The organism is Micromonospora sp. NPDC003241 (assembly GCF_053589795.1).
Genome location: NZ_JBSFSO010000032.1, coordinates 55783 through 79524, shown reverse-complemented (window position 1 = coordinate 79524; position 23742 = coordinate 55783). Strand labels below are relative to the sequence as shown.

Here is a 23742-nt window from a genome sequence, read left to right as displayed (position 1 = left end):
CCACCTGGGGCACGCCGCCACCATGATCACCTTTGACCTGGTGCAGCGGATGTGGCGCGACGCGGGCCACGAGGTGCGGTACGTGCAGAACGTCACCGACATCGACGACCCCCTGCTGGAACGCGCCGAACGCGACGGCGAGGACTGGAAGGTCCTGGCGATGCGGGAGACGGCGCTGTTCCGGGAGGACATGGAGGCGCTGCGGATCATCCCGCCGGCACACTACGTCGGCGCGGTCGAGTCGATCCCGGACATCGCCGAGAAGGTGTTGCTGCTGCTCAAGGACGGCGCCGCGTACCGCCTCGAGGACGGCACCGGCGACGTCTACTTCGACGTCTCCACCGCACCGCGCTTCGGCTACGAGTCCAACCTGTCCCGCGACGAGATGCTGGAGATCTTCCCCGAGCGCGGCGGCGACCCGGACCGGGCCGGCAAACGCGACCCGCTGGACCCGCTGCTGTGGCGCGGCGCGCGCGAGGGCGAACCCTCCTGGCCCGGCGGCGACCTCGGCCCCGGCCGTCCCGGCTGGCACATCGAGTGCACCGTCATCGCGCTGAACCTGCTCGGCGCCACCATCGGCGTCCAGGGCGGCGGCAACGACCTGGTCTATCCGCACCACGAGTGCTCCGCCGCGCACGCCGAGCGGCTGACCGGCACGCTGCCCTTCGCCGAGCACTACGTGCACGCCGGCATGATCGGCCTGGACGGCGAGAAGATGTCCAAGTCCCGCGGCAACCTGGTCTTCGTCTCCCGGCTGCGCGCCGACCGGGTCGACCCGATGGCCGTGCGGTTGGCCCTGCTCACCGGCCACTACCGCGCCGACCGCTCCTGGACCGACGATCTGCTGACCACCGCCCAGGACCGGCTGGCCCGCTGGCGTCGGGCCGCCGCCGCCCCCGCCGGGCCGTCCGGCGAGACCTTCCTCTCCGGCGTACGCGACCGCCTCACCGACGACCTCGACTCCCCGGGTGCGGTACGCCTGGCCGACGAGTGGGCCGACCGCACCCTTTCCGGTGCGGCCGACGATCCCGCTGCCCCGGCCCTGTTCGCCACCACCCTGGACGCCCTCCTCGGCATCCGCCTCTGACCCCCACCCCCAGGCGCCAGCCACGACACGCCTCCTCAACCGTGCCTGGCCCGTCCCCATGTCTGGCCCGTCGATCATGGAGTCGTGGCAGTCATTTCGCACAGGTATGGACCGCTATGCCGCCACCACAAGTCCATGATCGACGAGGCGAGACGGGACGGGTCGACGGAGTGGGTTTGGGGCAACGAGACGGCCGGGTCGGCAGTGCGTGTCCCGGTCGGCGGGGTGTGTCCTCGACTGGCGGGTGTGTTCCGGCGGGCGGTCCGAGGACCAGGGGCCAGCCGAGGAGCGGCGGGCGGGCCGAGGGGCCAGTGATCAGCCGAGGACCAGGCCGGGGTCGGGGTCGGGGGCGCTGGTGGGGGCGGGGATCGGGTACTCCTCGGTCAGCGTGGTGACCGGGCCGGGCCAGGTGGCCTGGGCGACCTCGATCGGCTTGCGGTGCGCGTCGTACGCCACGTGCAGCAGGTGCAGCACCGGGGTGTCCGGCCGGATCTGGAGGGTCTCGGCCTCCTCGCGGCTGGGCTGGCGGGCGGTGATCGTGTCGGTGGCGGTCGCGTACCGGCGTCCGGTGGCCTCCTCGGCCTCCTGGTAGAGCGGGCGGCCGAACGCCTCGGCGCGTTCCAGTGTGGTGCCGGCGGTGTCGGCGGGCAGGAACCAGGAGGCACCCACCTCGACCGGTGAGTCCTCGGTGCGGACCAGGTGGCGGCGGCAGAGCAGTTCGGTGCCGTCGGGTACGCCGAACGCGTCGGCGACCTCGGGCGGTGCGGGGGAGCGGCCGACGGCGACGAGTTGCTGGCGGTATCGGGCGGCCAGGTCGGTGTGGTAGCCCCGGAAGCCGCCGTAGCGGCCTCGGGAGAGCCGGTTGAGCCGTCGCCGGGTGCCGCGGACGTACGTACCGGAGCCGGGCTTGGTGATCAGGATGCCTTCGACGCGGAGCTGGTCGACGGCGCGTTGCACGGTCTGCTTGGCCACGCCGAACATCTCGGCGATCGCCGGGATGGACGGCAGTCGCTCGCCCGGCCCCCAGTCGCCCCGGCGGATCTGCGTCTTGAGCTGCGCGGCGATCTGCCGGTGCGGGAACTCTGCGGCACCCGGGTTGATCTGCATTCCCGACCCCCTATCAGCTAGGTTCCTAGGATGCCCTACGCGGTGCGTGCCGCGCCACCCCGACACGAAGCACCAGCGACAGCACGACGCCCCGGACACGTGGACCGTGTCCGGGGCGTCGCGAAGAAGCGGGAAGGGCTACCAGGAGCCGGCGGTCGGGCCGGCGGATCCGCCCCGGCGGCGCAGGTACTTCTCGAACTCCTGGGCGATCTCGTCCCCGGTCAACGGGGTGATGCCCGCGTCGCCGACGCGTTCCTCCAGCTCACGGACGTACTCGCCGAGTTCGGCGTCCTGCTCGGCGGCGCTGCGGACCCGCTGCTCCCACTCGGCGGCCTCCTCGGCCAGGTCGGCCATCGGCACGGGCAGGTCGAGGACCTCCTCGACCCGGTGCAGCAGGGCGAGGGTGGCCTTGGGGCAGGGCGGGTTGTTGGCGTAGTGCGGCACGTGCACCCAGAACGAGACGGCGTCCACCTCGGCGCGGGTGCAGGCGTCGTGCAGCACGCCGACGATGCCGGTCGGCCCGTCGTAGCGGGTGGGGGTGAGCTGGTAGCGGCGGGCGGCGTCGGCGTCGGAGGCGCTGCCGCTGATCGGCAGCGGCCGGGTGTACGGCACGTCGGCCAGGAGCGCGCCGAGCAGGACCACCCGCTCGACCTCCAGGCTGTGGCAGATCTCCAGCACCTGCTCGCAGAAGGTGCGCCACCGCATGCTCGGCTCGATGCCCCGGATCAGCACCACGTCCCGTTCGGTGCCGGACGGGCTGGCCACGGTGAACCGGGTGGTCGGCCACTCGACCCGTCGGGTGGCGCCCTCGGCCATCGTGATGGTGGGCCGGCTGACCTGGAAGTCGTAGAAGTCCTCCGGATCCAGCTCGGTGATCGGCCGTGCCTCCCACACCTGTTCCAGATGTTCCACGGCGGCGGTCGAGGCGTCGGCGGCGTCGTTCCACCCCTCGAAGGCGGCGATGGCCACCGGGGATCGCAGCACCGGCAACCCGTCGAACTCGGTCACGCCGTCACCTCACCCTGCTCGTCGCCGGCGGCCCCGGTCGGCCGCCCGCCGTGCGTGGTGGTGTCGCTGATGTCCCTCACATCAGTCAGCCTACGTGCCGCGCCCGTACCCGGCCCGTCGGCCGCGCCGGATCCCCGGCCCGCCACCACGGTCGGTGGCGGCCGGAAGGGCCGGGTGTAGCGCACATAGTAGGCGAAAGCGGGCGGGTGATCCCGGCGACACAATGTGGGAACGGGTCGCACGTGGGGATGCGAGGCCGGTACGTCGCACTAACCTGAGAGCGTGCGGACCTCGTTGCTCGATGCGCTGACAGACCGGATCCTCGTCACCGACGGGGCGATGGGCACGATGCTGCAGGCTGCGGACCTGACCCTCGACGACTTCGACGGTCTGGAGGGGTGCAACGAGATCCTCAACGTCACCCGTCCGGACGTGGTGCGTGGGGTGCACGAGGCGTACCTGGCCGCGGGCGCGGACTGTGTGGAGACGAACACCTTCGGTGCCAACCTGCCCAACCTCGCGGAGTACGACATCCCCGAGCGGATCTGGGAGCTGTCCGAGGTGGGGGCGCGGCTGGCCCGGGAGGCCGCCGACGCGTACTCGACGCCGGAGCGGCCCCGCTGGGTGCTCGGCTCGATCGGCCCCGGGACCAAGCTGCCCACGCTCGGGCACGCCGCGTACGCCACGCTGCGCGACGCGTACCAGCAGAACGCCGGTGGTCTGATCGCCGGTGGCGCGGACGCGCTGATCATCGAGACCTGCCAGGACCTGCTCCAGGTCAAGGCCGCGGTGACCGGGTCGAAGCGGGCGATGGCCGAGGCGGGCGTCCAGGTGCCGATCATCTGTCACGTGGCGGTCGAGACCACCGGCACCATGCTGCTGGGCAGCGAGATCGGCGCGGCGCTGACCGCGATCGAGCCGCTCGGCGTGGACCTGATCGGGCTGAACTGCTCGACCGGCCCGGCCGAGATGGGCGAGCACCTGCGCTACCTGGCCCAGCACTCCCGCATCCCGGTGTCGGTGATGCCGAACGCCGGCCTGCCGGTGCTCACCGCCGACGGCGCGTACTTCCCGCTCGGCCCGGAGGACATGGCCGACGCCCTGGAGCGGTTCGTCGTCGAGTACGGCGTCGCGCTGGTCGGTGGCTGTTGCGGCACCACGCCGGAGCACATCCGGGTGCTCTCCGAGCGGATGCGCGACGTGCGGCCGGCGGCCCGTGAACCGCGGGCCGACGCCGGTGTCTCCTCCATCTACCACCACGTGCCGTTCGCCCAGGACGCCAGCGTGCTGATGGTGGGGGAGCGGACCAACGCCAACGGCTCCAAGGCGTTCCGGGAGGCGATGCTCGCCGCCGACTGGCAGGCCTGTGTGGAGATCGCCCGGAGCCAGGCCCGGGACGGCTCGCACCTGCTGGACCTCTGCATCGACTACGTCGGCCGCGACGGCACCACCGACATGCGGGAGCTGGCCGGGCGTTTCGCCACCGCCTCCACCCTACCGATCATGTTGGACTCGACCGAGCCGGCGGTGATCGAGGCCGGGCTGGAGATGCTCGGCGGCCGGTGCGTGGTCAACTCGGTGAACTTCGAGGACGGCGACGGCCCCGACTCCCGCTACGCGCGGGTCATGCCGGTGGTCGCCGAGCACGGCGCCGCCGTGGTCGCGCTGCTCATCGACGAGGAGGGCCAGGCCCGCACGGCGGAGTGGAAGGTACGCGTCGCCGGCCGGCTCATCGAGGACCTGACCGGCCGGTGGGGGCTGCGCCGCGCCGACATCCTCATCGACGCGCTGACCTTCCCGATCGCCACCGGTCAGGAGGAGACCCGCCGCGACGGCATCGAGACCATCGAGGCGATCCGGGAGATCGCCCGCCGCTGGCCGGGCGTGAACTTCACGCTGGGCATCTCGAACGTCTCGTTCGGGCTCAACCCGGCGGCCCGGCAGGTGCTCAACTCGGTCTTCCTGCACGAGTGCGTGCAGGCCGGGCTCACCTCGGCGATCGTGCACGCCAGCAAGATCCTCCCGATGGCCAAGATCCCCGACGAGCAGCGCGAGATCGCCCTGGACCTGGTCTACGACCGCCGCCGCGAGGGCTACGACCCGGTGCAGCGGTTCATCGAGGTCTTCGAGGGCGTGGACGCCGCCTCGGCACGCGCCACCCGGGCCGAGGAGTTGGCCGCGCTGCCGCTCAACGAGCGGCTCAAGCGGCGCATCATCGACGGCGAGCGCAACGGCCTGGAGGCCGACCTGGACGCCGCGATGGCCGCCGGCACCGCGCCGCTGCTGATCATCAACGACATCCTGCTCGACGGCATGAAGGTCGTCGGCGAGCTGTTCGGCTCCGGCCAGATGCAGTTGCCGTTCGTGCTCCAGTCCGCCGAGGTGATGAAGACCGCGGTGGCGTACCTCGAACCGCACATGGAGAAGAACGACGACGGCGGCAAGGGCCGCATCGTGCTCGCCACCGTCAAGGGCGACGTGCACGACATCGGCAAGAACCTGGTCGACATCATCCTGTCCAACAACGGCTACGAGGTGGTGAACATCGGCATCAAGCAGCCGATCTCCGCCATCCTGGACGCTGCCGAGCAGCACCGCGCCGACGCCATCGGCATGTCCGGCCTGCTGGTCAAGAGCACGGTCATCATGAAGGAGAACCTGGCCGAGATGGCCACGCGCGGGGTCGCCGAGCGCTGGCCGGTCCTGCTCGGCGGCGCGGCACTGACCCGGGCGTACGTCGAGGACGACCTGCGGTCGATGTTTCCCGGCCAGGTGCACTACGCGCGCGACGCCTTCGAGGGACTCTCCCTGATGGACCGGGTGATGGCCGCCAAGCGCGGCGGCGCCCCCGTGGTCGACGCCGAGCGGGAGGCCGCCCTCGCGGCCCGGCGGGCCCGCCGCGAGCGGCAGCGCGCCGTGGTCGCCGAGTCGCTGCCGGAGCTGAGCGACACCTCGGTCCGTTCCGACGTGGCCGCCGACATGCCGGTGCCGACCGCACCGTTCTTCGGCACCCGGGTGGTCAAGGGCGTGCCGCTGGCCGACTACGCGGCGCTGCTGGACGAGCGGGCCACCTTCATGGGCCAGTGGGGCCTGCGGGGTGCACGCGGCGGCAAGGGTCCGTCCTACGAGGAACTGGTGGAGACCGAGGGTCGGCCCCGGCTGCGCTACTGGCTGGACCGCCTGATCGCCGACAAGGTGCTGGAGGCGGCCGTGGTGTACGGCTACTTCCCGGCGTACTCCGAGGGCAACGACCTGGTGGTGCTGGACGAGAACGGCCACGCCGAGCGGGCCCGGTTCACCTTCCCCCGCCAGCGCCAGGAGCGGCGCCTCTGCCTGGCCGACTTCTTCCGCCCACGCGGCGACGACCTGGACGTGGTCGCCCTGCAACTGGTCACCGTCGGCCAGCCGGTCAGCGAGTACGCGGCGAAGCTCTTCGCCCGCAACGAGTACCGCGACTACCTGGAGGTGCACGGACTGTCCGTGCAGCTCACCGAGGCGCTGGCCGAGTACTGGCACAAGCGGGTCCGGGCCGAGCTGACGCTGCCCGACGGCCGTACCGTCGCCGACGACGACCCCACGGACCTCGCCGGACTGCTGCGCACCGACTACCGGGGCTGCCGGTACGCGTTCGGCTACCCGGCCTGCCCCGACCTCGAGGACCGGGCGAAGATCGTGGAGCTGCTCGGCGCGGAGCGCATCGGCGTGCAGTTGTCCGAGGAGTTCCAGCTCATGCCGGAGCAGGCCACCGACGCCATCGTGGTCCACCACCCAGAGGCCAGCTACTTCAACGCCAAGTGACGACCCCAGGTGCCGTGACCTGTACTTCCGGCACCTGCGGTAGGCGTCGAAGTGCCCACGGCAGGATGATCGGGTCGGGTCGAATCGGCCATGAGCGGTCATGATGACTGCGTGCCGCGACGACCGAGATGATCGGAAGATCACGCTCGATCCGGGATCGAGTGGTCTCGTCGCGCTTGGATGCCACTCGATCCTGGATCGAGCGTGATCTTGCGGTGGACCGTCGGTGGTGAGGTCGCGTACGCCGGGGCGACGTTCGGTGGCACAGGAAAGGGCCGCCCCCTCGACGGCCGGACAGCCGTCGAGCGGGGCGGCCGGGGGTCACCAGGGGATGGGGCCGTCGTCGTTGGAGAAGGTGCCGGTGGGGCCGTCGTCGGGCAGGGTGGCGAGCCGGATCGGGGTGGCGGCGGCCTCCTCGGCGGGGCGTCCGATGCCGCCGGTGAAGTCGGTGGCGACCAGGCCGGGGCAGGCGGCGTTGACCAGGATGCCGGTGCCGGCGAACTGTCGGGCGTAGTGCACGGTGACGGCGTTCAGGTACGACTTCGTCGGCGAGTAGGCGGCCATGATCGGGCCGACCTCGATGGTGGGGTCGGTCTGCCAGGTGAGGGAGCCGACGCTGCTGGAGACGTTGACGATGCGGGGTGCGGGGGAGCGGCGCAGCAACGGCAGCATCGCGTTGGTCACCCGGATGACGCCGTAGACGTTGGTGTCCACGACGGCCCGTACGACGTCCAGGTCGAGCGTGGTGGGGTCCTGCGCCCAGCCCGGCCCGGTCGGTCCGGAGATGCCGGCGTTGTTGACCAGGACGTCCAGGCGTCCGCCCTGGTGGGCGATCAGTTCTGCCGCCTCGGTGACGCTGCGGTCGCTGGTGACGTCCAGGGGCACGGTGAACGCGTCCACCCCGGCGGCGTGCAGCGTCTTCACGGCCGCTTCGCCCCGGGCCTCGTCGCGGGCGCCCACCGCGATGCGGTAGCCGCGTGGGCCCAGACCGGCCGCGATCTGGTAGCCGAGTCCCTTGTTCGCGCCGGTGATCAGCGCGGTCTTCGTGTCGCTCATGAGGCCGATGGTGGCGCGGCGGGCGGCGGTCTCCTTACACCGTTTCGGTACGTGCTGATACCCCGCCGGTATCAGCGCAGTACCGTCGAGAGGTGGACACGCTGGAGACCCGCGAGCTGCGGTACTTCGTGGCCGTCGCGGAGGAGCTGCACTTCACTCGGGCGGCCGAGCGCCTCGGCATCGCCCAGCCGCCGCTGTCGCGGGCGATCCGGCAGCTCGAACGGCGTCTCGGGGTGACGCTGTTCGACCGTGACCGGCGCGGCGTCACGCTCACCGGTGCGGGGCGGGTACTGCTCGACGAGGCCCGCGCGATCCTCGACGCCACCTCGGCCGCCGCCCGCCGCACCCGCCGGGCGGCGACCGCCCCGCACCGACTGACGCTGGCGACCAAGGCGGGTACGAATCACGAACTGTTGCGGACGCTCCTGGAGGCGTACGCGGCCGAGCCTGATGCCGCCGAGGTCGAGGTGCTGCTGTGCGGGATGGGGGACCAGGCGCGGATGCTGCGCGACGGGCGCGCCGACGTGGCGCTGATGCAGCGGCCCTTTGACGACCTGGCCGGCTTCGACACCGAGGACCTGCTGACCGAGCAGCAGGTGGCGATCCTGCCGGCCGGGCATCCGCTCGCCGTGCGTACCTCGCTGAGCATGGCGGAGATCAGTGACCTGCCGGATCTGCCGGTGGCCCGGTGGCCGGGCCAGGACGGCAGCTACGAACCGGGCCCGGGGCCGGAGATCCACGACCAGTCGCAGTTGGCCCAGTTGATCGCCCTCGGGCACACCATGGCGGTCCTCTGTGCCTCGTCCCGGTCCTGGCTGTGGAGCGCGCACACCGCCGTACCGCTGACCGACGCCCCGTACGTCTCGACCGTGCTGGCCTGGCCCGCGCACAGCCGTTCCCGGACGGTGGCCGGGCTGGTCCGGGTCGCGGCCGCGCTCTAGCCCGACGGTGGGTGCCGGGCGGGCGGCCCGGCACCCGGTGGTCGGCCTACGGGTAGGTGGTCAGGTAGGCGACCTGGTTGGCGCTGTTGACCGTGTTCCCGGTGCTGTTGATCATCCGGTTGATGGTGCCGACGCCGCCGAGCGACACGGTCACCATGTTGGTGAAGCGCACGTTGGGGTTGTTCGGGACCTCGAAGGAGCGTTCGGCGACCACCGACGGGTCGACGTTGAAGTAGGCGTAGCTGCCCAGCCCCCATGCCTGGTGGCTGGTCACCGAGTCGGCCACCTTGTACGCGGCGTAGCCCCGGGTCGACCCGTTCATCCAGGCGGCCTGGTTGGGCGGGTCGTACGGCAGTTCGTTCTGGTAGAAGTACGTGCGCCCGCGGTTGCCGTTCCAGATGGTCTGGTACTTCTGGTAGTGCTCGACGAAGAGGCCGTACATGGTGACGTCGTCGCCGTTGACGACCAGCCCGGTGTCGGCGGTGTTGACGGTCCAGCCGACGCCGTCGCCGTGGTCGGCTCGCCACAGCCACATGTGGTCGCCGATCACGTCGTCGCTGTTGACGATCAGGCTGGTGGTGGCGCGGCCGACGCCCGGTCCGCCGATGCGGAAGAAGACGTCGTGCAGCGAGGTGGGGTTGGCGGCGTGGTCGGCCGACGACCCGGACGGGCCGACCTCCATCAGGACGGGGGAGGTGGTGGTGCCGGCCTCGAACATGATGCCGGCGACCTTGACGCCGTCCACGTCGGCGACGCGCATGCCGACGGTGCCGTTGTCGGTCTGGATGGTGGCCAGGCCGAGGCCGAGGATCACCGTGTTGGCCCGGTTCACCTGGATCGGTGCGGTGACGCGGTGCACGCCGGGAGTGAACAGCAGGTTCTTGCCCTGGGTGAGGGCGGTGTTGATGGTGGCCGCCGAGGTGCCGGGCCGGACGACGAAGAAGTCGGCCAGCGAGATCGACGACCCGGCGGGGGTCTTGTTGTACCAGGTGGTGCCGGCGGAGTTGGTGCGCAGCGCGGGCACGAAGACGCGGTACTCGCCGGTGCCGTCGACGTAGAGGAACGGCTTCTCCCGCACCACGGGGGTAATGGGGACGACGGTGTGCGACGGGTTGGGGAAGTTCGGCGCGGGTGCGCCGGTCACGCCCTGGAAGACCATGTTCCACACCGAGCCGGTCCAGCCGTTGCCGAACTCGCTGTTGCGGGAGTACCACTGCTGTTGCGAGCCGGAGACGACCAGGCCGTCGATACGGGTGTCGGCCATCAGGCCGCCGCTGGACCAGCCGTCGTGGCCGTTCCAGAGCTGGATCTGGTTCTGCGCGCCGCGCAGGTGCATCCGCCGGTACGGCGCGGCCTGCGACACCGCCCAGCGCTCCACCTGCACCCCGGCGGGCAGCGTCACCGACAGGTTCTCGGCGGCCCGCCAGAAGTTCTGGGTGGCGTTGCCGTTGAACCAGTTCGCCTCGACCCGCACGTGCCCGTTGAGGTTGACGTCGTCGGGTGACATGCCGAGTCCGGCGACCTGGGTGAAGAAGCCGAGGTTGACGTCGGCGGTGTAGGTGCCGGGCTTGAACAGCACGGCGTAGCGCTGCGGGCCGAACTGGTTGGTCTCCTGCTGGGTGAAGAGGGTGTTCAGTCGGCTCTGGATGGTGGCGGTGGGGGTGGACGGGTCGAAGACGAACGTGTTCGGGCCGAGGTTCGGGTTGCGCGGATCGGTCGGCTCGACCGGGGTGCCGGTGCCGCCGGTCTCGCCCCAGACCTGGAACTCCCACAGCGAGTAGCCGTATCCGGTGGCCCGCTGGGTGCCGTACATCCGCACGTAGCGGCCGGCGCCGCTGACGGCGACGGTCTGGGTGCCGCCGGTGGCGCTGCTGGTGCTGTGCACGGTGGTCCAGGTGGTGCCGTCGTCGGAGACCTGGATCTGGAAGGCACGGGCGTGCGCGGCCTCCCAGGCCAGGGTGACCTGGGTGAGGGTGGCCCGGACGCCGAGGTCGACGCGGAGCCACTGCGGGTCGCTGAACGCGCTGGACCAGCGGGTGCCGGAGTCGCCGTCGACGGCGGCCGAGGCGGGGTAGGCGCCGCCCTCGGTGGAGGAGGCGGCGGCCGGGCGGCCCTGGGACAGCAGGGTGGGTGCGGCCTGGGCGGGTGCCGCGCCGACGGTCGGGACGAGGGCGGCGACCAGGCTCACCGCGAGCCCGGCGAGCAGGCGCCGGGTGGTGGCTCGTCGGCGGAGGTGCGGTGGCGGTACGTGGGGTGCGCGTGTGGTCATGACGTCGCCTGTCGGTCGTGGGGGAGCGGACGTCGGGCGCGACGGGGTGCGGGACGGGACGGGCTGGTGGTGAGGCCGGGTGTGAGGAGGGACCCCGCTACTACCGCAGGCGTTGGCAGGGGACCCTTCCTTGCACCGAGGGTGGTGCCGCCGGGAGGGCACCGTGGACGCCGGAGCGTCTGCCGCAGAGTGTTGCGGTGGTGTAGCGGCGGCGTCAAGACATCAATCTATAACTTCGTTATTTATCCCGAAGGTTCGCTTTGTCGTTCAGCGGCGAACGCCGCCGGTGGCGAGCAGTCGGGCGATCGGCAGGGTGGCCGCGCCGAGCGCCACCGCGTCCACGCCGAGTTCGCCCAGCTCGATCGAGACCTGCGCGTACGGCAGGCGCAGCGCCTGGCGGCCGGCGGCGGCCCGGACGGCGGGCAGCAGTTCGGCCAGCGCCATGACGGCCCAGCCGCCCAGCACCACCCGCTCCGGGTTGAACAGGTTGATCAGATTGGCCACCCCGGCGCCCAGGTAGTCGGCCGTCTCGTCGAGCACCCGGCGGGCGGTCGGCGACGTCTCGGCCGCCGTCACCAGCGCGGCGATCTGCGACTCCTCGTCGACTCCGGGCACCGCCCGCCCGCGCCGGGCCTCGCGGTACCGGTCGATGATCGCCTCGGCCCCGACGTACGCCTCCAGGCAGCCCCGGGCGCCGCAGCGGCAGGGGCGGCCGCCGTAGACGAGGGTGGTGTGCCCCCACTCACCGGCGCTGCTGGACGCGCCCCGATAGGTGACGCCGTTGGTCACCACGGACGCGCCGACACCGGAGCCCACCAGGGCGAACACCGCGTGCCGGGCGCCCCGGCCGGCGCCGAACCACATCTCGGCCTGGCCGAGGGTCTTGGCGCCGTTGTCGATGTGCAGCGGCAGGTCGGTGCCCTCGGCGATCAGGCGTTCCAGCGGGACGTGATCCCAGCCGAGGGTCTGCGCGTCCACCACGGCCCGGTCGCCCTGCTCGACCACTCCGGAGACGCCGATGCCGACGCCGAGGACCTCGTCGTGGCGCGCGTCGGCGTCGGCGAGCACCCGGTCGATGCCGGTCAGCACGTGCCCGGCCACCGTGGCCGGTTCGGTGCCGCCGTCCTCCAGCGGGTACTCGGCGCTGGCCAGCAGGATCATCGCCAGGTCGAACAGTTCGACCCGGACCCGGGTCTCGCCCACGTCCACCCCGACGACCACGGCGTACCGGGGCACGATCCGCAGCATCATGCTCGGCCGGCCGCCGTCGGACTCGGCGGCGCCGGCCTCCATCACCAGGCCCTCGTCGATCAGGTCGCCGACCACGTTGCTGACCGCCGGCTGGCTCAGGCCGGTGCTGCGCACCAGATCCTGCCGGGTCAGCGGGCCGTCCAGGAAGATCCGGGACAGCAGGGCCGACCGGTTGCGCACCCGGACGCTGCGGTTCGTCGTCCGCGCCAGCTCCACGTGTCACCTCGTTTTGATCGGCCCGCCCCGGGGCGACTGTACGGCCCGTGCTTGACGGCTCCCCGCCGAGCCATTTTAATGACGACATTAATTAAGCCGTGATGTAACTCGGCGGGAACCTCTCCGCCTCCACCCCCACCGCCCGGTCCCGCCCACCCTGCCCCGTCCTCCCGGGCCCGACCGGCGTCCCCACCACCCCCGTCGAAAGGGCAGATCGTGTCGAGACGACACCTCGCGATACTCACCGCGACCGTGCTGGCCGCCGCGTCGCTCACCGCCTGCGGCTCCGGCGAGTCCTCCGGCGAAGCCGGCAAGACCCTCACCTACTGGGCCAGCAACCAGGGCGCCAGCCTGGAGGCCGACAAGGCGATCCTCCAGCCCGAGCTGGACAGGTTCACCCAGCAGACCGGCATCACGGTCAACGTCGAGGTGGTCCCCTGGTCGGATCTGCTCAACCGGCTGCTCGCCGCGGCCACCACCGGGCAGGGCCCGGACGTGGTCAACATCGGCAACACCTGGTCGGCCTCGTTGCAGGCCACCGGCGCGCTGGTCGAGTTCGACGACGCCACGCTCGACAAGATCGGCGGCAAGGACCGCTTCGTCCCCGCCGCGCTGGCCGCCGCCGGTGCCGCCGACAAGCCGCCGGCCGCCGTCCCGCTCTACAGCCTCGCCTACGCGCTGTACTACAACAAGAAGTCGTTCGCCGACGCCGGCATCACCGCCCCGCCGACCACCTGGGAGGAGGTGGCCGAGGTCGGGAAGAAGCTCACCGGCGACGGCAGGTGGGGCCTGGCCGTGGAGGGGGCCAACCCGTCGGAGAACGCGCACCACGCCTTCACCTTCGGCCAGCAGTACGGCGGCGACTGGTTCGACGCGGCCGGCAAGCCCAGCTTCGACACCCCGCAGAACGTCGCCGCCGTCAAGCGCTACGTCGACCTGATGGCCGTCGACAAGATCGTCAACCCGAGCAACGCCGAGTACGCGCAGAACCAGTCCGTCTCCGACTTCGCCAACGGCAAGGCCGCCATGCTGCTCTGGCAGGCCGCCGGAGCCAACCTGCGGTCACAGAACATGGCCCCGGACGCCTACGGGGTGGCCCCGGTGCCGTTCCTCGCCACCCCGCCGGCCGGCGGCAAGCAGGTCAACAGCATGGTCGCCGGCATCAACATCGCCGTGTTCAAGCACACCGCGAACCTCGACGGCGCGCTGGAGTTCGTCAAGTTCATGACCAGCGACACCGAGCAGGTGACGCTGAACAAGACGTACGGCTCGCTGCCGGCGGTCAGCACCGTCGCCGCCGACCCGGCGTTCGCCGCCGACGAGCAGAAGGTCCTCGCCCAGACGCTGGCCACCAGCGCGGCCCCGCTGCCGCAGGTGCCCGAGGAGAGCACCTTCGAGACCCTGGTCGGCACCGCCATCAAGGAACTCTTCGCCGACGCGGCCAGTGGCAGGCCGGTCACCGAGGACAGCGTCCGGGAGAAGTTGACCCGGGCCCAGCAGCAGATGCGCTGACCACGGACCGCTGGCCGTGGGAGGTGCCCGCCGACCCTCCCACGGCCAGCCTGCGGAAGGACCCTGATGGCCGTCACCACCTCGCCGCCCGCCAGCACTCCCACCGACACCGGGCCACCCGCGCGGCCACGATCCCGCCGGCCCCGCCGGTCGCTGCTGCCGTACCTGTTGCTCGCCCCGGCCATCGTGCTGGAGCTGGCGATTCACGTCGTGCCGATGCTCGTCGGCGCGTGGATGAGCCTGCTGGAACTCACCCAGTTCCACATCCGCGACTGGTCCGGCGCACCCTTCGTCGGGCTGGACAACTACCGCGTCGTGCTGGACGTCGACTCCGCCGCCGGAGCCGACCTGCTGCGCTCGTTCCGGGTCACCGTCGTCTACACGGTGCTCTCCGTCGGGCTGTCCTGGGTGCTCGGCACCACCGCCGCGGTCCTGCTGCAACGACCCTTCCGAGGCCGGGCGATCCTGCGCGCGCTCTTCCTCACCCCGTACGCGCTGCCGGTCTACACCGCCGTGATCACCTGGACCTTCCTGTTCCAGCGCGACACCGGCCTGGTCAACCACGTGCTGGTGGACCAGTTGGGGCTGGTCGACGAGCCGCCGTTCTGGCTGATCGGCGACAACAGCTTCGTCGCGCTGCTGATCGTGTCGATCTGGCGGACCTGGCCCTTCGCCTTCCTCTGCATCATGGCCGGGCTACAGAACATCCCCGACGAGCTGTACGAGGCCGCCGCCATGGACGGCGCCGGATTCTGGCGTCGCCTGCGCTCGGTGACCCTGCCGATGCTGCGCCCGGTCAACCTGGTGCTGCTCCTGGTGCTGTTCCTCTGGACGTTCAACGACTTCAACACCCCGTACGTCCTGTTCGGCGGCTCGGCACCGGCCGAGGCCGACCTGATCTCGCTGCACATCTACCGCAGCTCCTTCCAGACCTGGGACTTCGGCACCGGCTCGGCCATGTCGGTGGTGCTGCTGCTGTTCCTGCTGCTGGTCACCGCCGGATACCTGCTGCTGACCAACCGACGGAGGAACGATGCGTGAGACCGCCGCCGAACGCTGGTCCCGCCGGATCGTGCTGACCCTGCTCGCCGGGTTCGTGCTCGTCCCGCTCTACGTGATGGTCAGCTCGGCGCTCAAACCGTTGTCCGACGTCCAGGCCGCCTTCACCTGGTGGCCCCGACGCCCGACCGGGCAGGCGTTCGTGGACATGTGGTCGACCGTCCCGCTCGGCCGGTACCTGCTCAACAGCCTGCTGGTGGCCAGCGTGGCGGCGATCTTCTCGGTCACCGTGGCGGTCTTCGCCGCGTGCGCGGTCAGCCGCTACCGGTTCCGGGGCCGGCAGGTCTTCTCGGTGACCGTGCTCTCCACCCAGATGTTCCCCGGCATCCTGTTCCTGCTGCCGCTGTTCCTGATCTACGTCAACCTGGGCAACGCCACCGGCATCGCGCTCTACGCCAGCCGCACCGGCCTGATCATCACGTACCTCACCTTCTCGCTGCCGTTCTCGATCTGGATGCTGGTCGGCTACTTCGACTCGATCCCGCGCGGGCTCGACGAGGCCGCCCAGGTCGACGGCGCCGGCCCGCTGCGCACCCTGTTCCAGGTGGTGCTGCCGGCGGCGGTGCCCGGTGTGGTCGCGGTGACCGTGTACGCGTTCATGACCGCGTGGGGCGAGGTGCTGTTCGCCTCGGTGCTGACCAACGAGAGCAGCCGCACCCTCGCCGTCGGACTGCAGGGCTACTCCACCCAGTTCAACGTCTACTGGAACCAGGTGATGGCCGCCTCGCTGGTGGTCAGCGTGCCGGTGGTCGCCGGCTTCCTGGCGTTGCAGCGCTACTTCGTCGCCGGCCTCACCGCCGGCGCGGTCAAGTGAGCCCGTCCACCGTGAGAACCGAGGAGAACCCGCCCGTGCCGGACCTGTCCCCGCTGCCGCCCGACTTCCTCTGGGGTGTCGCCACCTCGGCCTACCAGATCGAGGGCGCCGTCCACGCCGACGGCCGCAGACCCTCCATCTGGGACACCTTCTGCACCCGGCCGGGCGCCGTCGACAACGGCGACACCGGCGAGGTCGCCTGCGACCACTACCACCGGTGGCCGCAGGACGTGGCGCTGATGCGCGAACTCGGCGTCGAGGCCTACCGCTTCTCGGTGGCCTGGCCCCGGGTCCGACCCGACGGCGTCGGCCCGGTCAACGCCGCCGGCCTGGACTTCTACGACCGGCTGACCGACGCGCTGCTGGCCGCCGGCATCCGCCCCTTCGTCACGCTCTACCACTGGGACCTGCCGCAGGCGATGCAGGACCGGGGCGGCTGGCCGCAACGGGACACCGCCGAGGCGTTCGCCGACTACGCCGCCGTGGTCGCGGCCCGCCTCGGTGACCGGGTCACCGACTGGTGCACCGTCAACGAGCCGCTCTGCGTCGCCTGGATCGGCCACCTCGAAGGGCGGATGGCCCCCGGCGACCGGGACCTGGGCCGCGCCGTGCACACCGCCCACCACGTGCTGCTCGGCCACGGCCTGGCCACCACCGCGATCCGGGCGCACGCCGCCGCCCCGGCGTCGATCGGGCCGGTGCTCAACCTCAGCCCGATCGACCCGGCCAGTGACCGGCCCCACGACCTGGCCGCCGCCCGCCGACTCGACGGGCACGTCAACCGCTGGTGGCTGGACCCGCTGCACGGCCGGGGCTACCCGGCCGACATGGTCGCCACCTACGGCGTGGAGCCGCCGGTGCGCGGCGACGACCTCGCGGTCATCGCCACCACGACCGACTTCCTCGGCGTCAACTACTACTTCCGGCAAGTCGCCGCCGCCGACCCCGACGGCCCGGCACCGTACGCCCGGCAGGTGCCGGTGCCCGACGCGCCGCACACCGCGATGGACTGGGAGGTGCACCCGGCCGGCCTGGAACGCCTGCTGGTCGAGGTCACCCAGGAGTACGCCCCGCCCCGCATCCTGGTCACCGAGAGCGGCTCGGCCTGGCCGGACGTGGTCGCCGCCGACGGCACCGTCACCGACCCGGAACGCACCGACCACCTGGAACGACACCTGGCCGCGTGCGCGGCGGCGGTGCGCCGGGGCGCCCCGGTGGCCGGCTACTTCGCCTGGTCCCTGCTCGACAACTTCGAGTGGGCGTACGGATACGACAAGCGCTTCGGTCTGGTGCACGTCGACTACGCCACCCAGCGGCGCACGCTCAAGGCCAGCGGCGCCCGTTACGCCGACCTGATCCGCACCCACCAGCGGCGTACCGCGACGGTCGATCCCGTCGCGGTACGCGGATGACGGGCCGACGGGGCCCGGGACGCCCCGGGTGCCGCGCCGGGCGGCATCCGGGGCACCCACCGCACTCGTCTCAGTCGGTCGGGTACGACACCGACGTGAACTCCTCGGAGACCCGCCAGACGCGCTGCGCCTCGGCGTCGTCGCCCAGCCGGGAGTAGAGCTTCTGCTCGGCCGGAGCACCACCCAGGTTCCCGATGCCGCTCGGCCCGTAGAACCGGCCACCGACGGCGGCGGGGGAGGTGGCGGCGTACAAGGCGGGAAGCTGCGCGGTCTGGACCGTGCCCACGACGATGCCGAGCCGGGACATGGTCTGGATCATGTGTCGGCCCATGGTGTCCCGCTGGCGACCCACCTCGGGACGCGCGGCGAGCAGGCTGGTCGGGGCGACCCCCGGGTGGGACAGGTTGCTGGTGATGCCCCAGCCGTGGGCCCGACTGCGGCGGTCCAGTTCGAGCCCGAACAACCCGAACGCGATCTTGGACTGGCTGTACGCGCGCATCCCGTCGTACGACCGCTCCCAGTTCAGGTCGTCCCAGTTGATGGCGTTGCGGTTCGCCGCGATGCTGACCTGCGACGTCACCCGCGCCCGGCCGTCGCGCAGCAGCGGCAACAGGTGACCCACGAGGGCGAAGTGCCCCAGGTGGTTGGTGCCGAACTGCAGCTCGAACCCGTCGGGGGTGCGTTGCAACTGCGGCGGGGTCATCACGCCCGCGTTGTTGACGAGGAGATGAATCGGCCGACCCTCCGCACGCAGCGTCTCGCCGAGCGTGGCGACGGAGGCGAGCGAGGAGAGATCGAGCGCCCGCAGCGACACGCTCGCCCTCGGGTGCTGACGGCGGATGGCCGCGACCGCCGCCTCGCCCTTGCCCGGATTACGCACCGGCAGGATCACGTCGGCGCCGGCAGCGGCGAGCCGGGTGGCGATGCCGAGCCCGATGCCGTCGCTGGCCCCGGTGACGACCGCCCGCTTTCCGGACAGGTCGGGAACACTGATGTCGATCGGCTTACCTGGCATGTTCGTACTCCTGGGATCGTGTCGGTGTCTCCACCCTCGGCGATCTCGACGGCGTTATTCAGGGACCGTCGATCCCCGGATCGCGCGGCCGTGCCAGCGCGGCGAAGGGGGGATCGGCGGGCCGTGGCTACCGGCCGGCGCGGGCGGTAGAAACGAGGCGGCACCGAAGGAGGTACCCATGGCGATCGACCGGACCGGACTGGCGCAGTTCCTGCGGCGGCGTCGCGAGTCGCTGCAACCGGCCGACGTCGGCCTGCCGCGCGGGCAACGCCGCCGCACGAGCGGGCTCCGGCGCGAGGAGGTGGCCGCGCTCTGCCACATGTCGACCGACTACTACTCGCGGCTGGAACGCGAACGCGGCCCGCAGCCCTCCGAGCAGATGATCGCCTCCATCGCGCAGGGCCTGCACCTCTCCCTCGACGAGCGCGACCACCTGTTCCGGCTCGCCGGGCACAACCCGCCCGCGCCCAGCGCCGCCGGCACCCACATCAGCCCGGGGCTGCTGCGCATCCTCGACCGCCTGCACGACACGCCCGCGGAGATCGTCACCGAACTCGGCGAGACGCTCCGACAGACCCCGCTCGGCGTCGCGCTCACCGGCGACCTGACCCGCTACCAGGGCCCGGCCCGCAGCATCGGCTACCGCTGGTTCACCGACCCGGAGACCCGCGCCCGCTACGACGCCCGGGACCATCCGCACCTCACCCGGATGTTCGCCTCCGGGCTACGCGGGATCGTCACGCTGCGGGGTCCCGGCTCCCGCGCCGCGTACCTCGCCGACCTGCTCCTGACGCAGAGCGACGAGTTCCGGCGGGTCTGGGAGGACCACGAGGTCGGCGTCCGCCCGCACGAGGTGAAGCACTTCGTCCACCCCGAGCTGGGCATGTTGGAGCTGACCTGCCAGGCGCTCGTCGACCCGACGCAGGGCCACTCGCTGCTGGTCTACACCGCCGTGCCCGGCAGCGAGAGCTACGAGAAGCTGCAACTGCTGGCCGTCATCGGCACCCAGGCGATGCACTGACCGCGCGACCGTCACCCGGTCACGGGGCGCTCGTCTGCTCCACGCCGAGACCGGCCAACACCGCCCCCCGGTAGACGACGACCGGTTCGCCGGAGCCGTCGCGCCGCGCGATCACCACGGCGTCGAGGTCGCCCGGCTGTCCCCGGGGACGGGTGGGACGCAGCGAGATCAGCAGATGGCCACCGTCCGGGGTGAGGATCACCCGGTCGACACGCTGGTCGTCGCCGGCACCGGTTCGCACCTCGGCCGCGCCGCCTGACCCGTCGGTCACCAGCACCCGGTCGGCCCGCTCCTCCCCGTCATCCGCGTCGACCATCGTGTGCAGCACCGCACCGCCACCGAGACTCGCGGTGGGCGTGGCGCCCGGCGGGGCGGCGGTCACCGTACCGTCGGGACTGAGGGTGAGCGTCTCGCCGCCCGGCTGGAACAACAGCGCCGACACCGCCGAGGCGACGGCCGGCGGGGTGTCGGTCTTGCGGGCCAGCACCGCCGACGCGGCGGGCGAGCCCGGCTGCGGCGTCGCGGTGGCCTCGGGAAGCCGCACGGACCAGGCGCGTGTCGGGCGCGGCGTCGGCTCGCCACTGTCCGGCCCGAACGGCACGTCCACCACCAGGGCCGTGTCCCCGGACACCGTCGCGGTCACCGACCCCGTCATCGGCGGCAGGTCCGCCACCGGCGTGACCGCACCCGAGGAGAGATCGAGCACGGAGAGCCGGCGACTGTCGGAGCGGGTGTCCACCACCACGGCACGACTCCCGTCCGGGGCGAAGGCGACCTCCCCGACCGGGCTGAGCAGCGTCCGCACGTCACCGTCCGGGGCGACCACACTGACCGCCCGCCGCCGGTCGACCATGTGCAGCACCGCGAAGCCGCCGCCGGTCATCGCCCCCTGCACCGTCCCGCCGCCGAGCTCGATGGTGGGCCGGGACCGCCCGTTCGAGGTGTCCGCGACGACGAGCCGCCGGGGCCGATCCTTGCTGAGCGCGGCCAGGTAGCGGCCGTCCGCGCCGACGGCGATCGGGTACGACGGCAACGTCACGGGCGGACTCGCCGCTCCGGTCTTCAGGTCGATCCCGCCGTACCCGGTGCGCGGTCGGTCCTGCCACATCACACCACCCAACTCGGCGGCGGTGCAGGCCGCCTCCACCGCTGGCTGCGCGATCGCACCCTCGCCGGTCACCGTGAGGCACCGGAATCCCGTGATCGACAGCCCGGCACCGAGGCCGGTCACCTCCCGCGCGGCCGTGTGGTCGGGCAACGTGACGTCGCGCAGCCGACCGTCGACGAGCAGCGCGTCCCGCCGATCCTCCGCCAGCCCCCGGGCGACGGTCGGGAACCGGGGATCACCCAACGCGAGGTCGACGTGCCGCCGGGACGGCGTCAGCCCCGCCACGTCGTCCCCGAACCGGTCCACCGCGAGCAACCCGACCAGGTCGCTACGCCGCTCGTCCGTCACCGGCACCATCAGCACCGCCGCACCGAGTCCCCGCACCTCGGCCGGCAGCGGCGCCGACCGCACCGGCAACTCCGACTCCGCCCCGTCGGAGCAGCCGGCGACCGTCGCGAGAGCGGCCACCGCGATCAGGGCGGTCCAGCGGGTACGCGTCATCCCGCCATTCTGATCACCTCAAGCAACCGCCGCGACCGCAGGCGCACCGCGCGAGCTCAGACGTACAGCGCGTACCGCGCGAGCTTCGAGGTACGGTGCGTACCGCGCGAGCTCCGAGGTAAGGAAGGGCCCCCTACTAACGCCTCGTGCATAGCAAGGGACCCTTCCTAACATCTGGATGGCGCGGAGAGCGGTCGATACCCGGACGGCGCGCAGAGCTGCCGTGCAAATCCGTCGCGCAGGTGTGGAGGTGGCCGGCGGCGCAGGACCACGCTGTCCCTCACCGCCGGCCACCGACCGGTGCCGTCCCCTCCCTGGAGCGGCAGCCGGCCAGGTGGTCGCCGGGCCCGACGACCACCGCAGAACCCGGGGCGGAAGGCGCGAGCCTGATCCGCCCCGGAAACTCAACCCGGTGGCACCACCGTCCGCGCCGCCGTACCGGTCCACCCGGCCGGATCACTGCGTGCCGCCGTCCGGGTCCGTGCTGACGGATCACTGTGTGCTGACGCATCACTCCGCGCTGCTGGAGCACTCCGCGCCGCCGCACCACTGCGTGCCGCCGCACCACTGCGTGCCGCTGCACCACTGCGTGCCGCTGGACCACTCGGCGGTGCTGGACCACTCGGCGGCGCCGGGTCCGGAGCAGTGCGCGCTGCCGGGTCTGGGCGCAGGTCGGCGACGAAGGCGTCGATCTGGCCCTTGGTGAGGCCGGGCATGCAGACGATGTGACTGATCGGACCGTCGGTGGCCAGGAGCCACTTGCGGCGTACGGATGCCGGCGGCGTGTCGAGGACGACGGTGAAGGCGTGCGGGTGACGCCAGGCGGGCCAGCCGACCGCGGTGAGCCGGTCGACTGCGTACGCGGCGAGGCGGCGGGCCTCGCTGACCCGCCAGCGGTGCCCCTCGCGACCGTGGGTGGCGATGGCGTGCCAGAGCAGGGCGGCGGCCAGGCCGCAGCGGGAACCGGTGACGGTGGTGTCCACGGTGTCGGTGTAGGCGACGGGGGTGCCAGGGGAGCGGAGTCGACCACGGAGGAGGACGACGCCACACGGGGTGGGCGTACCGAAGAACTTGTGGCCGCTGATGGCGATGCTGTCGATGCCACCGGACGGGTCGAGGCGGAGCCGACCGTCGAGGGCGAGCGGGATGCCGGCGAGGGCGGCGTCGACGTGCAGGTACCCGCCGGCCGGGTGGGCGGCCAGGACGGCGTGGAGACGGGCCGGGTCGTCCACGGCTTCGGTCATGGTGGTGCCGGCGGTGGCGACCACGATCGCCGGGCGGGTGGGTCGTCGGCGGAGCTGGGCGGCGAGCTGCTCGTGGTCGATCTCGCCGTCCGGACGGGCGGGTACTGCGAGACGCCGGGCACCGAGGATGTCGAGGATCTTGGGGATGGAGTAGTGGGCGGCGGTCGAGTGGTAGACGACCGCGCGGGGATGACGGCGCTGGGCGGCGTGCAGGGCGGCCAGGTTGCCTTCGGTGCCGCCGGTGGTGACGTACCCCCATCGGTCGTCGGCGGGCATGGCCAGCAGGTCGGCGACCCAGGCCACGACGGCCCGTTCCATGGCCTTGGTGTGGGCGGCGCCGCCCGGGTCGGTGGCCGGGTCGCCGATGTTGTTCCACAGCCGCCGGCCGAGCCGCGCCATCACCTCACCGTGGTCGAGGTCGACCGCGCCGGGGAAACCGATGCTCGTCGACGCGGCGGCGTCGGCCCGGTCGACCAGATGACGGAGTACGGCCGCCACGTCGATCCGGTCGCGTCCCAGGTCGACCAGTTCCGCGTCCACGACGGACGGCAGCGTCGGGGTGTCGGTCACGGGCGTTCCCGGGGGAGCAGGTGGGCGGCGAGGACGGTGTGCAGCGACCCGAGGGCCCGCCACACCTCGCGGGTGTGCTGGTCGCCCTGCTCGGTGAGGTCGTGGTGCGGGTTGTAGTGGATGATCCGGTCGGGGTCGAGGGTCCGGGTACAGCGGATGCCGTCGACACCGAGCCTGGCGTGCGGATCCCGGTCGACGTGCAGGGCGGTGCCGTCGGTCAGCAGCGCGTAACACTGGCCCTTGAGGTCGAACGCGGACAGCCGCCGACCGCCGGGCGGCGCGTCGCGCAGGGTCCGGGCGACCTGGTGCCAGCGGCCCTGGTCGGTGTCGAGGGTGGTGACCCCGACGCCGACGTAGACGGCACCGACCGGTGGGCTCATGTCACCGCCGTTGACCATCGACCGGTGCGGCCCGAGCGGATGCCACCGGTCGCCGGTCGCGGCGCAGCGGGCCACGTTCTCGGCCGCGATGTCGGCCAGCTCACCGAGGAGCCGGGGCAGGTGATCGGCCTCGGGCGAGGCCAACCACAGCCGGTACGCGGTGTGCAGCCGGTAGCCGTGCGGCTCGGTGGGTGCGGCGGAGACGAAGAACAGCATCACCCCGTGCGGGCCGAGCGCGTCCCGCCGCCCGTAGCGCTGGTCCGCCTCGACGAGGTGGCCCACGTTGAGCCGCTTGGTCCGGAAGACGATCTGCCGGCGCAGGTCGGCCCACCGTCGAGCCTCCGGTGACACGGTCGTGGCATGTGTGGTCATC

15 protein-coding genes and 2 pseudogenes are annotated in these 23742 nt (G+C 72.0%); 8 read left to right on the top strand and 9 right to left on the bottom strand.

Translation table 11 applies throughout. From position 1 onward, the window contains the following. Positions 1-1087, top strand: a 1087-nt coding sequence (mshC, locus tag ACWDVW_RS23030; protein ID WP_449952287.1) for a cysteine--1-D-myo-inosityl 2-amino-2-deoxy-alpha-D-glucopyranoside ligase, incomplete at its 5' end; no start/stop codon positions are given. 315 nt (positions 1088-1402) lie between these two features. Here mshC and ACWDVW_RS23025 read toward each other — a convergent pair. Both ACWDVW_RS23025 and ACWDVW_RS23020 read right to left on the bottom strand, forming a co-directional pair. Beyond that, positions 1403-2194 carry a GntR family transcriptional regulator gene (locus tag ACWDVW_RS23025; protein WP_396748261.1) on the bottom strand — a complete coding sequence of 264 codons (792 nt, stop codon included), beginning with the start codon at positions 2192-2194 and terminating at the stop codon, positions 1403-1405. 138 nt (positions 2195-2332) lie between these two features. Continuing rightward, complete coding sequence (locus tag ACWDVW_RS23020) at positions 2333-3202, bottom strand: PAC2 family protein (RefSeq protein ID WP_117229830.1); 870 nt, start codon at positions 3200-3202, stop codon at positions 2333-2335. A gap of 282 nt (positions 3203-3484) precedes the next feature. Here ACWDVW_RS23020 and metH point away from each other — a divergent pair, with 282 nt between their 5' ends. After that, the gene (gene metH / locus ACWDVW_RS23015) at positions 3485-7000 is read left to right on the top strand and encodes a methionine synthase (RefSeq protein WP_449952283.1); all 3516 of its coding nucleotides are present in this window, start codon (positions 3485-3487) and stop codon (positions 6998-7000) included. Between the two features lie 321 nt (positions 7001-7321). Here metH and ACWDVW_RS23010 read toward each other — a convergent pair whose 3' ends face one another. Continuing rightward, positions 7322-8056, bottom strand: coding sequence for an SDR family oxidoreductase (locus tag ACWDVW_RS23010; RefSeq protein WP_449952280.1), 735 nt, complete (start codon positions 8054-8056; stop codon positions 7322-7324). Between the two features lie 101 nt (positions 8057-8157). Between ACWDVW_RS23010 and ACWDVW_RS23005 the strand changes: the two genes are divergently transcribed. Next, positions 8158-8997: a LysR family transcriptional regulator gene (locus ACWDVW_RS23005; protein ID WP_449952299.1), complete on the top strand. Its 840-nt coding sequence runs from the start codon at positions 8158-8160 to the stop codon at positions 8995-8997. A gap of 46 nt (positions 8998-9043) precedes the next feature. Here ACWDVW_RS23005 and ACWDVW_RS23000 read toward each other — a convergent pair whose 3' ends face one another. Together ACWDVW_RS23000 and ACWDVW_RS22995 are read right to left on the bottom strand one after the other, a co-directional pair. After that, a complete protein-coding gene (locus ACWDVW_RS23000; protein ID WP_449952277.1) occupies positions 9044-11266 on the bottom strand; it encodes a discoidin domain-containing protein in 2223 nt (740 codons plus the stop codon). A gap of 267 nt (positions 11267-11533) precedes the next feature. Further along, complete coding sequence (locus ACWDVW_RS22995) at positions 11534-12733, bottom strand: ROK family transcriptional regulator (RefSeq protein WP_449952274.1); 1200 nt, start codon at positions 12731-12733, stop codon at positions 11534-11536. 216 nt (positions 12734-12949) lie between these two features. Here ACWDVW_RS22995 and ACWDVW_RS22990 point away from each other — a divergent pair, with 216 nt between their 5' ends. From ACWDVW_RS22990 to ACWDVW_RS22975, 4 genes and pseudogenes are all read left to right on the top strand, one after another. Continuing rightward, positions 12950-14245 (top strand): ABC transporter substrate-binding protein, encoded by a 1296-nt coding sequence (locus ACWDVW_RS22990; RefSeq protein WP_449952271.1) that lies wholly within the window; start codon positions 12950-12952, stop codon positions 14243-14245. A gap of 66 nt (positions 14246-14311) precedes the next feature. After that, on the top strand, positions 14312-15286 hold the full coding sequence (locus ACWDVW_RS22985; protein ID WP_449952268.1) for a carbohydrate ABC transporter permease: 975 nt from the start codon (positions 14312-14314) through the stop codon (positions 15284-15286). Continuing rightward, positions 15279-16034: pseudogene (locus tag ACWDVW_RS22980) on the top strand (carbohydrate ABC transporter permease); the annotation flags it as partial. The gene ACWDVW_RS22985 and the pseudogene ACWDVW_RS22980, both read left to right, overlap by 8 nt. 46 nt (positions 16035-16080) lie before the next feature. Then, positions 16081-17530: pseudogene (locus ACWDVW_RS22975) on the top strand (GH1 family beta-glucosidase); the annotation flags it as partial. Between the two features lie 70 nt (positions 17531-17600). On the opposite strand, the gene ACWDVW_RS22970 reads toward ACWDVW_RS22975, so the two are convergent. Next, positions 17601-18545: an SDR family oxidoreductase gene (locus tag ACWDVW_RS22970; RefSeq protein ID WP_449952265.1), complete on the bottom strand. Its 945-nt coding sequence runs from the start codon at positions 18543-18545 to the stop codon at positions 17601-17603. A gap of 178 nt (positions 18546-18723) precedes the next feature. Here ACWDVW_RS22970 and ACWDVW_RS22965 point away from each other — a divergent pair, with 178 nt between their 5' ends. Then, positions 18724-19566, top strand: a complete 843-nt coding sequence (locus tag ACWDVW_RS22965) for a helix-turn-helix transcriptional regulator (RefSeq protein WP_449952262.1) — start codon at positions 18724-18726, stop codon at positions 19564-19566. Positions 19567-19585: 19 nt separating this feature from the next. Here the strand turns inward: ACWDVW_RS22965 and ACWDVW_RS22960 are convergent, their stop codons facing one another. The 3 genes from ACWDVW_RS22960 to ACWDVW_RS22950 form a co-directional block, all read right to left on the bottom strand. Further along, positions 19586-21175 (bottom strand): hypothetical protein, encoded by a 1590-nt coding sequence (locus tag ACWDVW_RS22960; RefSeq protein ID WP_449952259.1) that lies wholly within the window; start codon positions 21173-21175, stop codon positions 19586-19588. Positions 21176-21579: 404 nt separating this feature from the next. Continuing rightward, positions 21580-22989 carry a histidine decarboxylase gene (locus ACWDVW_RS22955; RefSeq protein WP_449952256.1) on the bottom strand — a complete coding sequence of 470 codons (1410 nt, stop codon included), beginning with the start codon at positions 22987-22989 and terminating at the stop codon, positions 21580-21582. Beyond that, positions 22986-23741: a hypothetical protein gene (locus ACWDVW_RS22950; RefSeq protein WP_449952254.1), complete on the bottom strand. Its 756-nt coding sequence runs from the start codon at positions 23739-23741 to the stop codon at positions 22986-22988. The genes ACWDVW_RS22955 and ACWDVW_RS22950 overlap by 4 nt, the downstream gene beginning before the upstream one ends. Position 23742 lies beyond the last annotated feature (1 nt).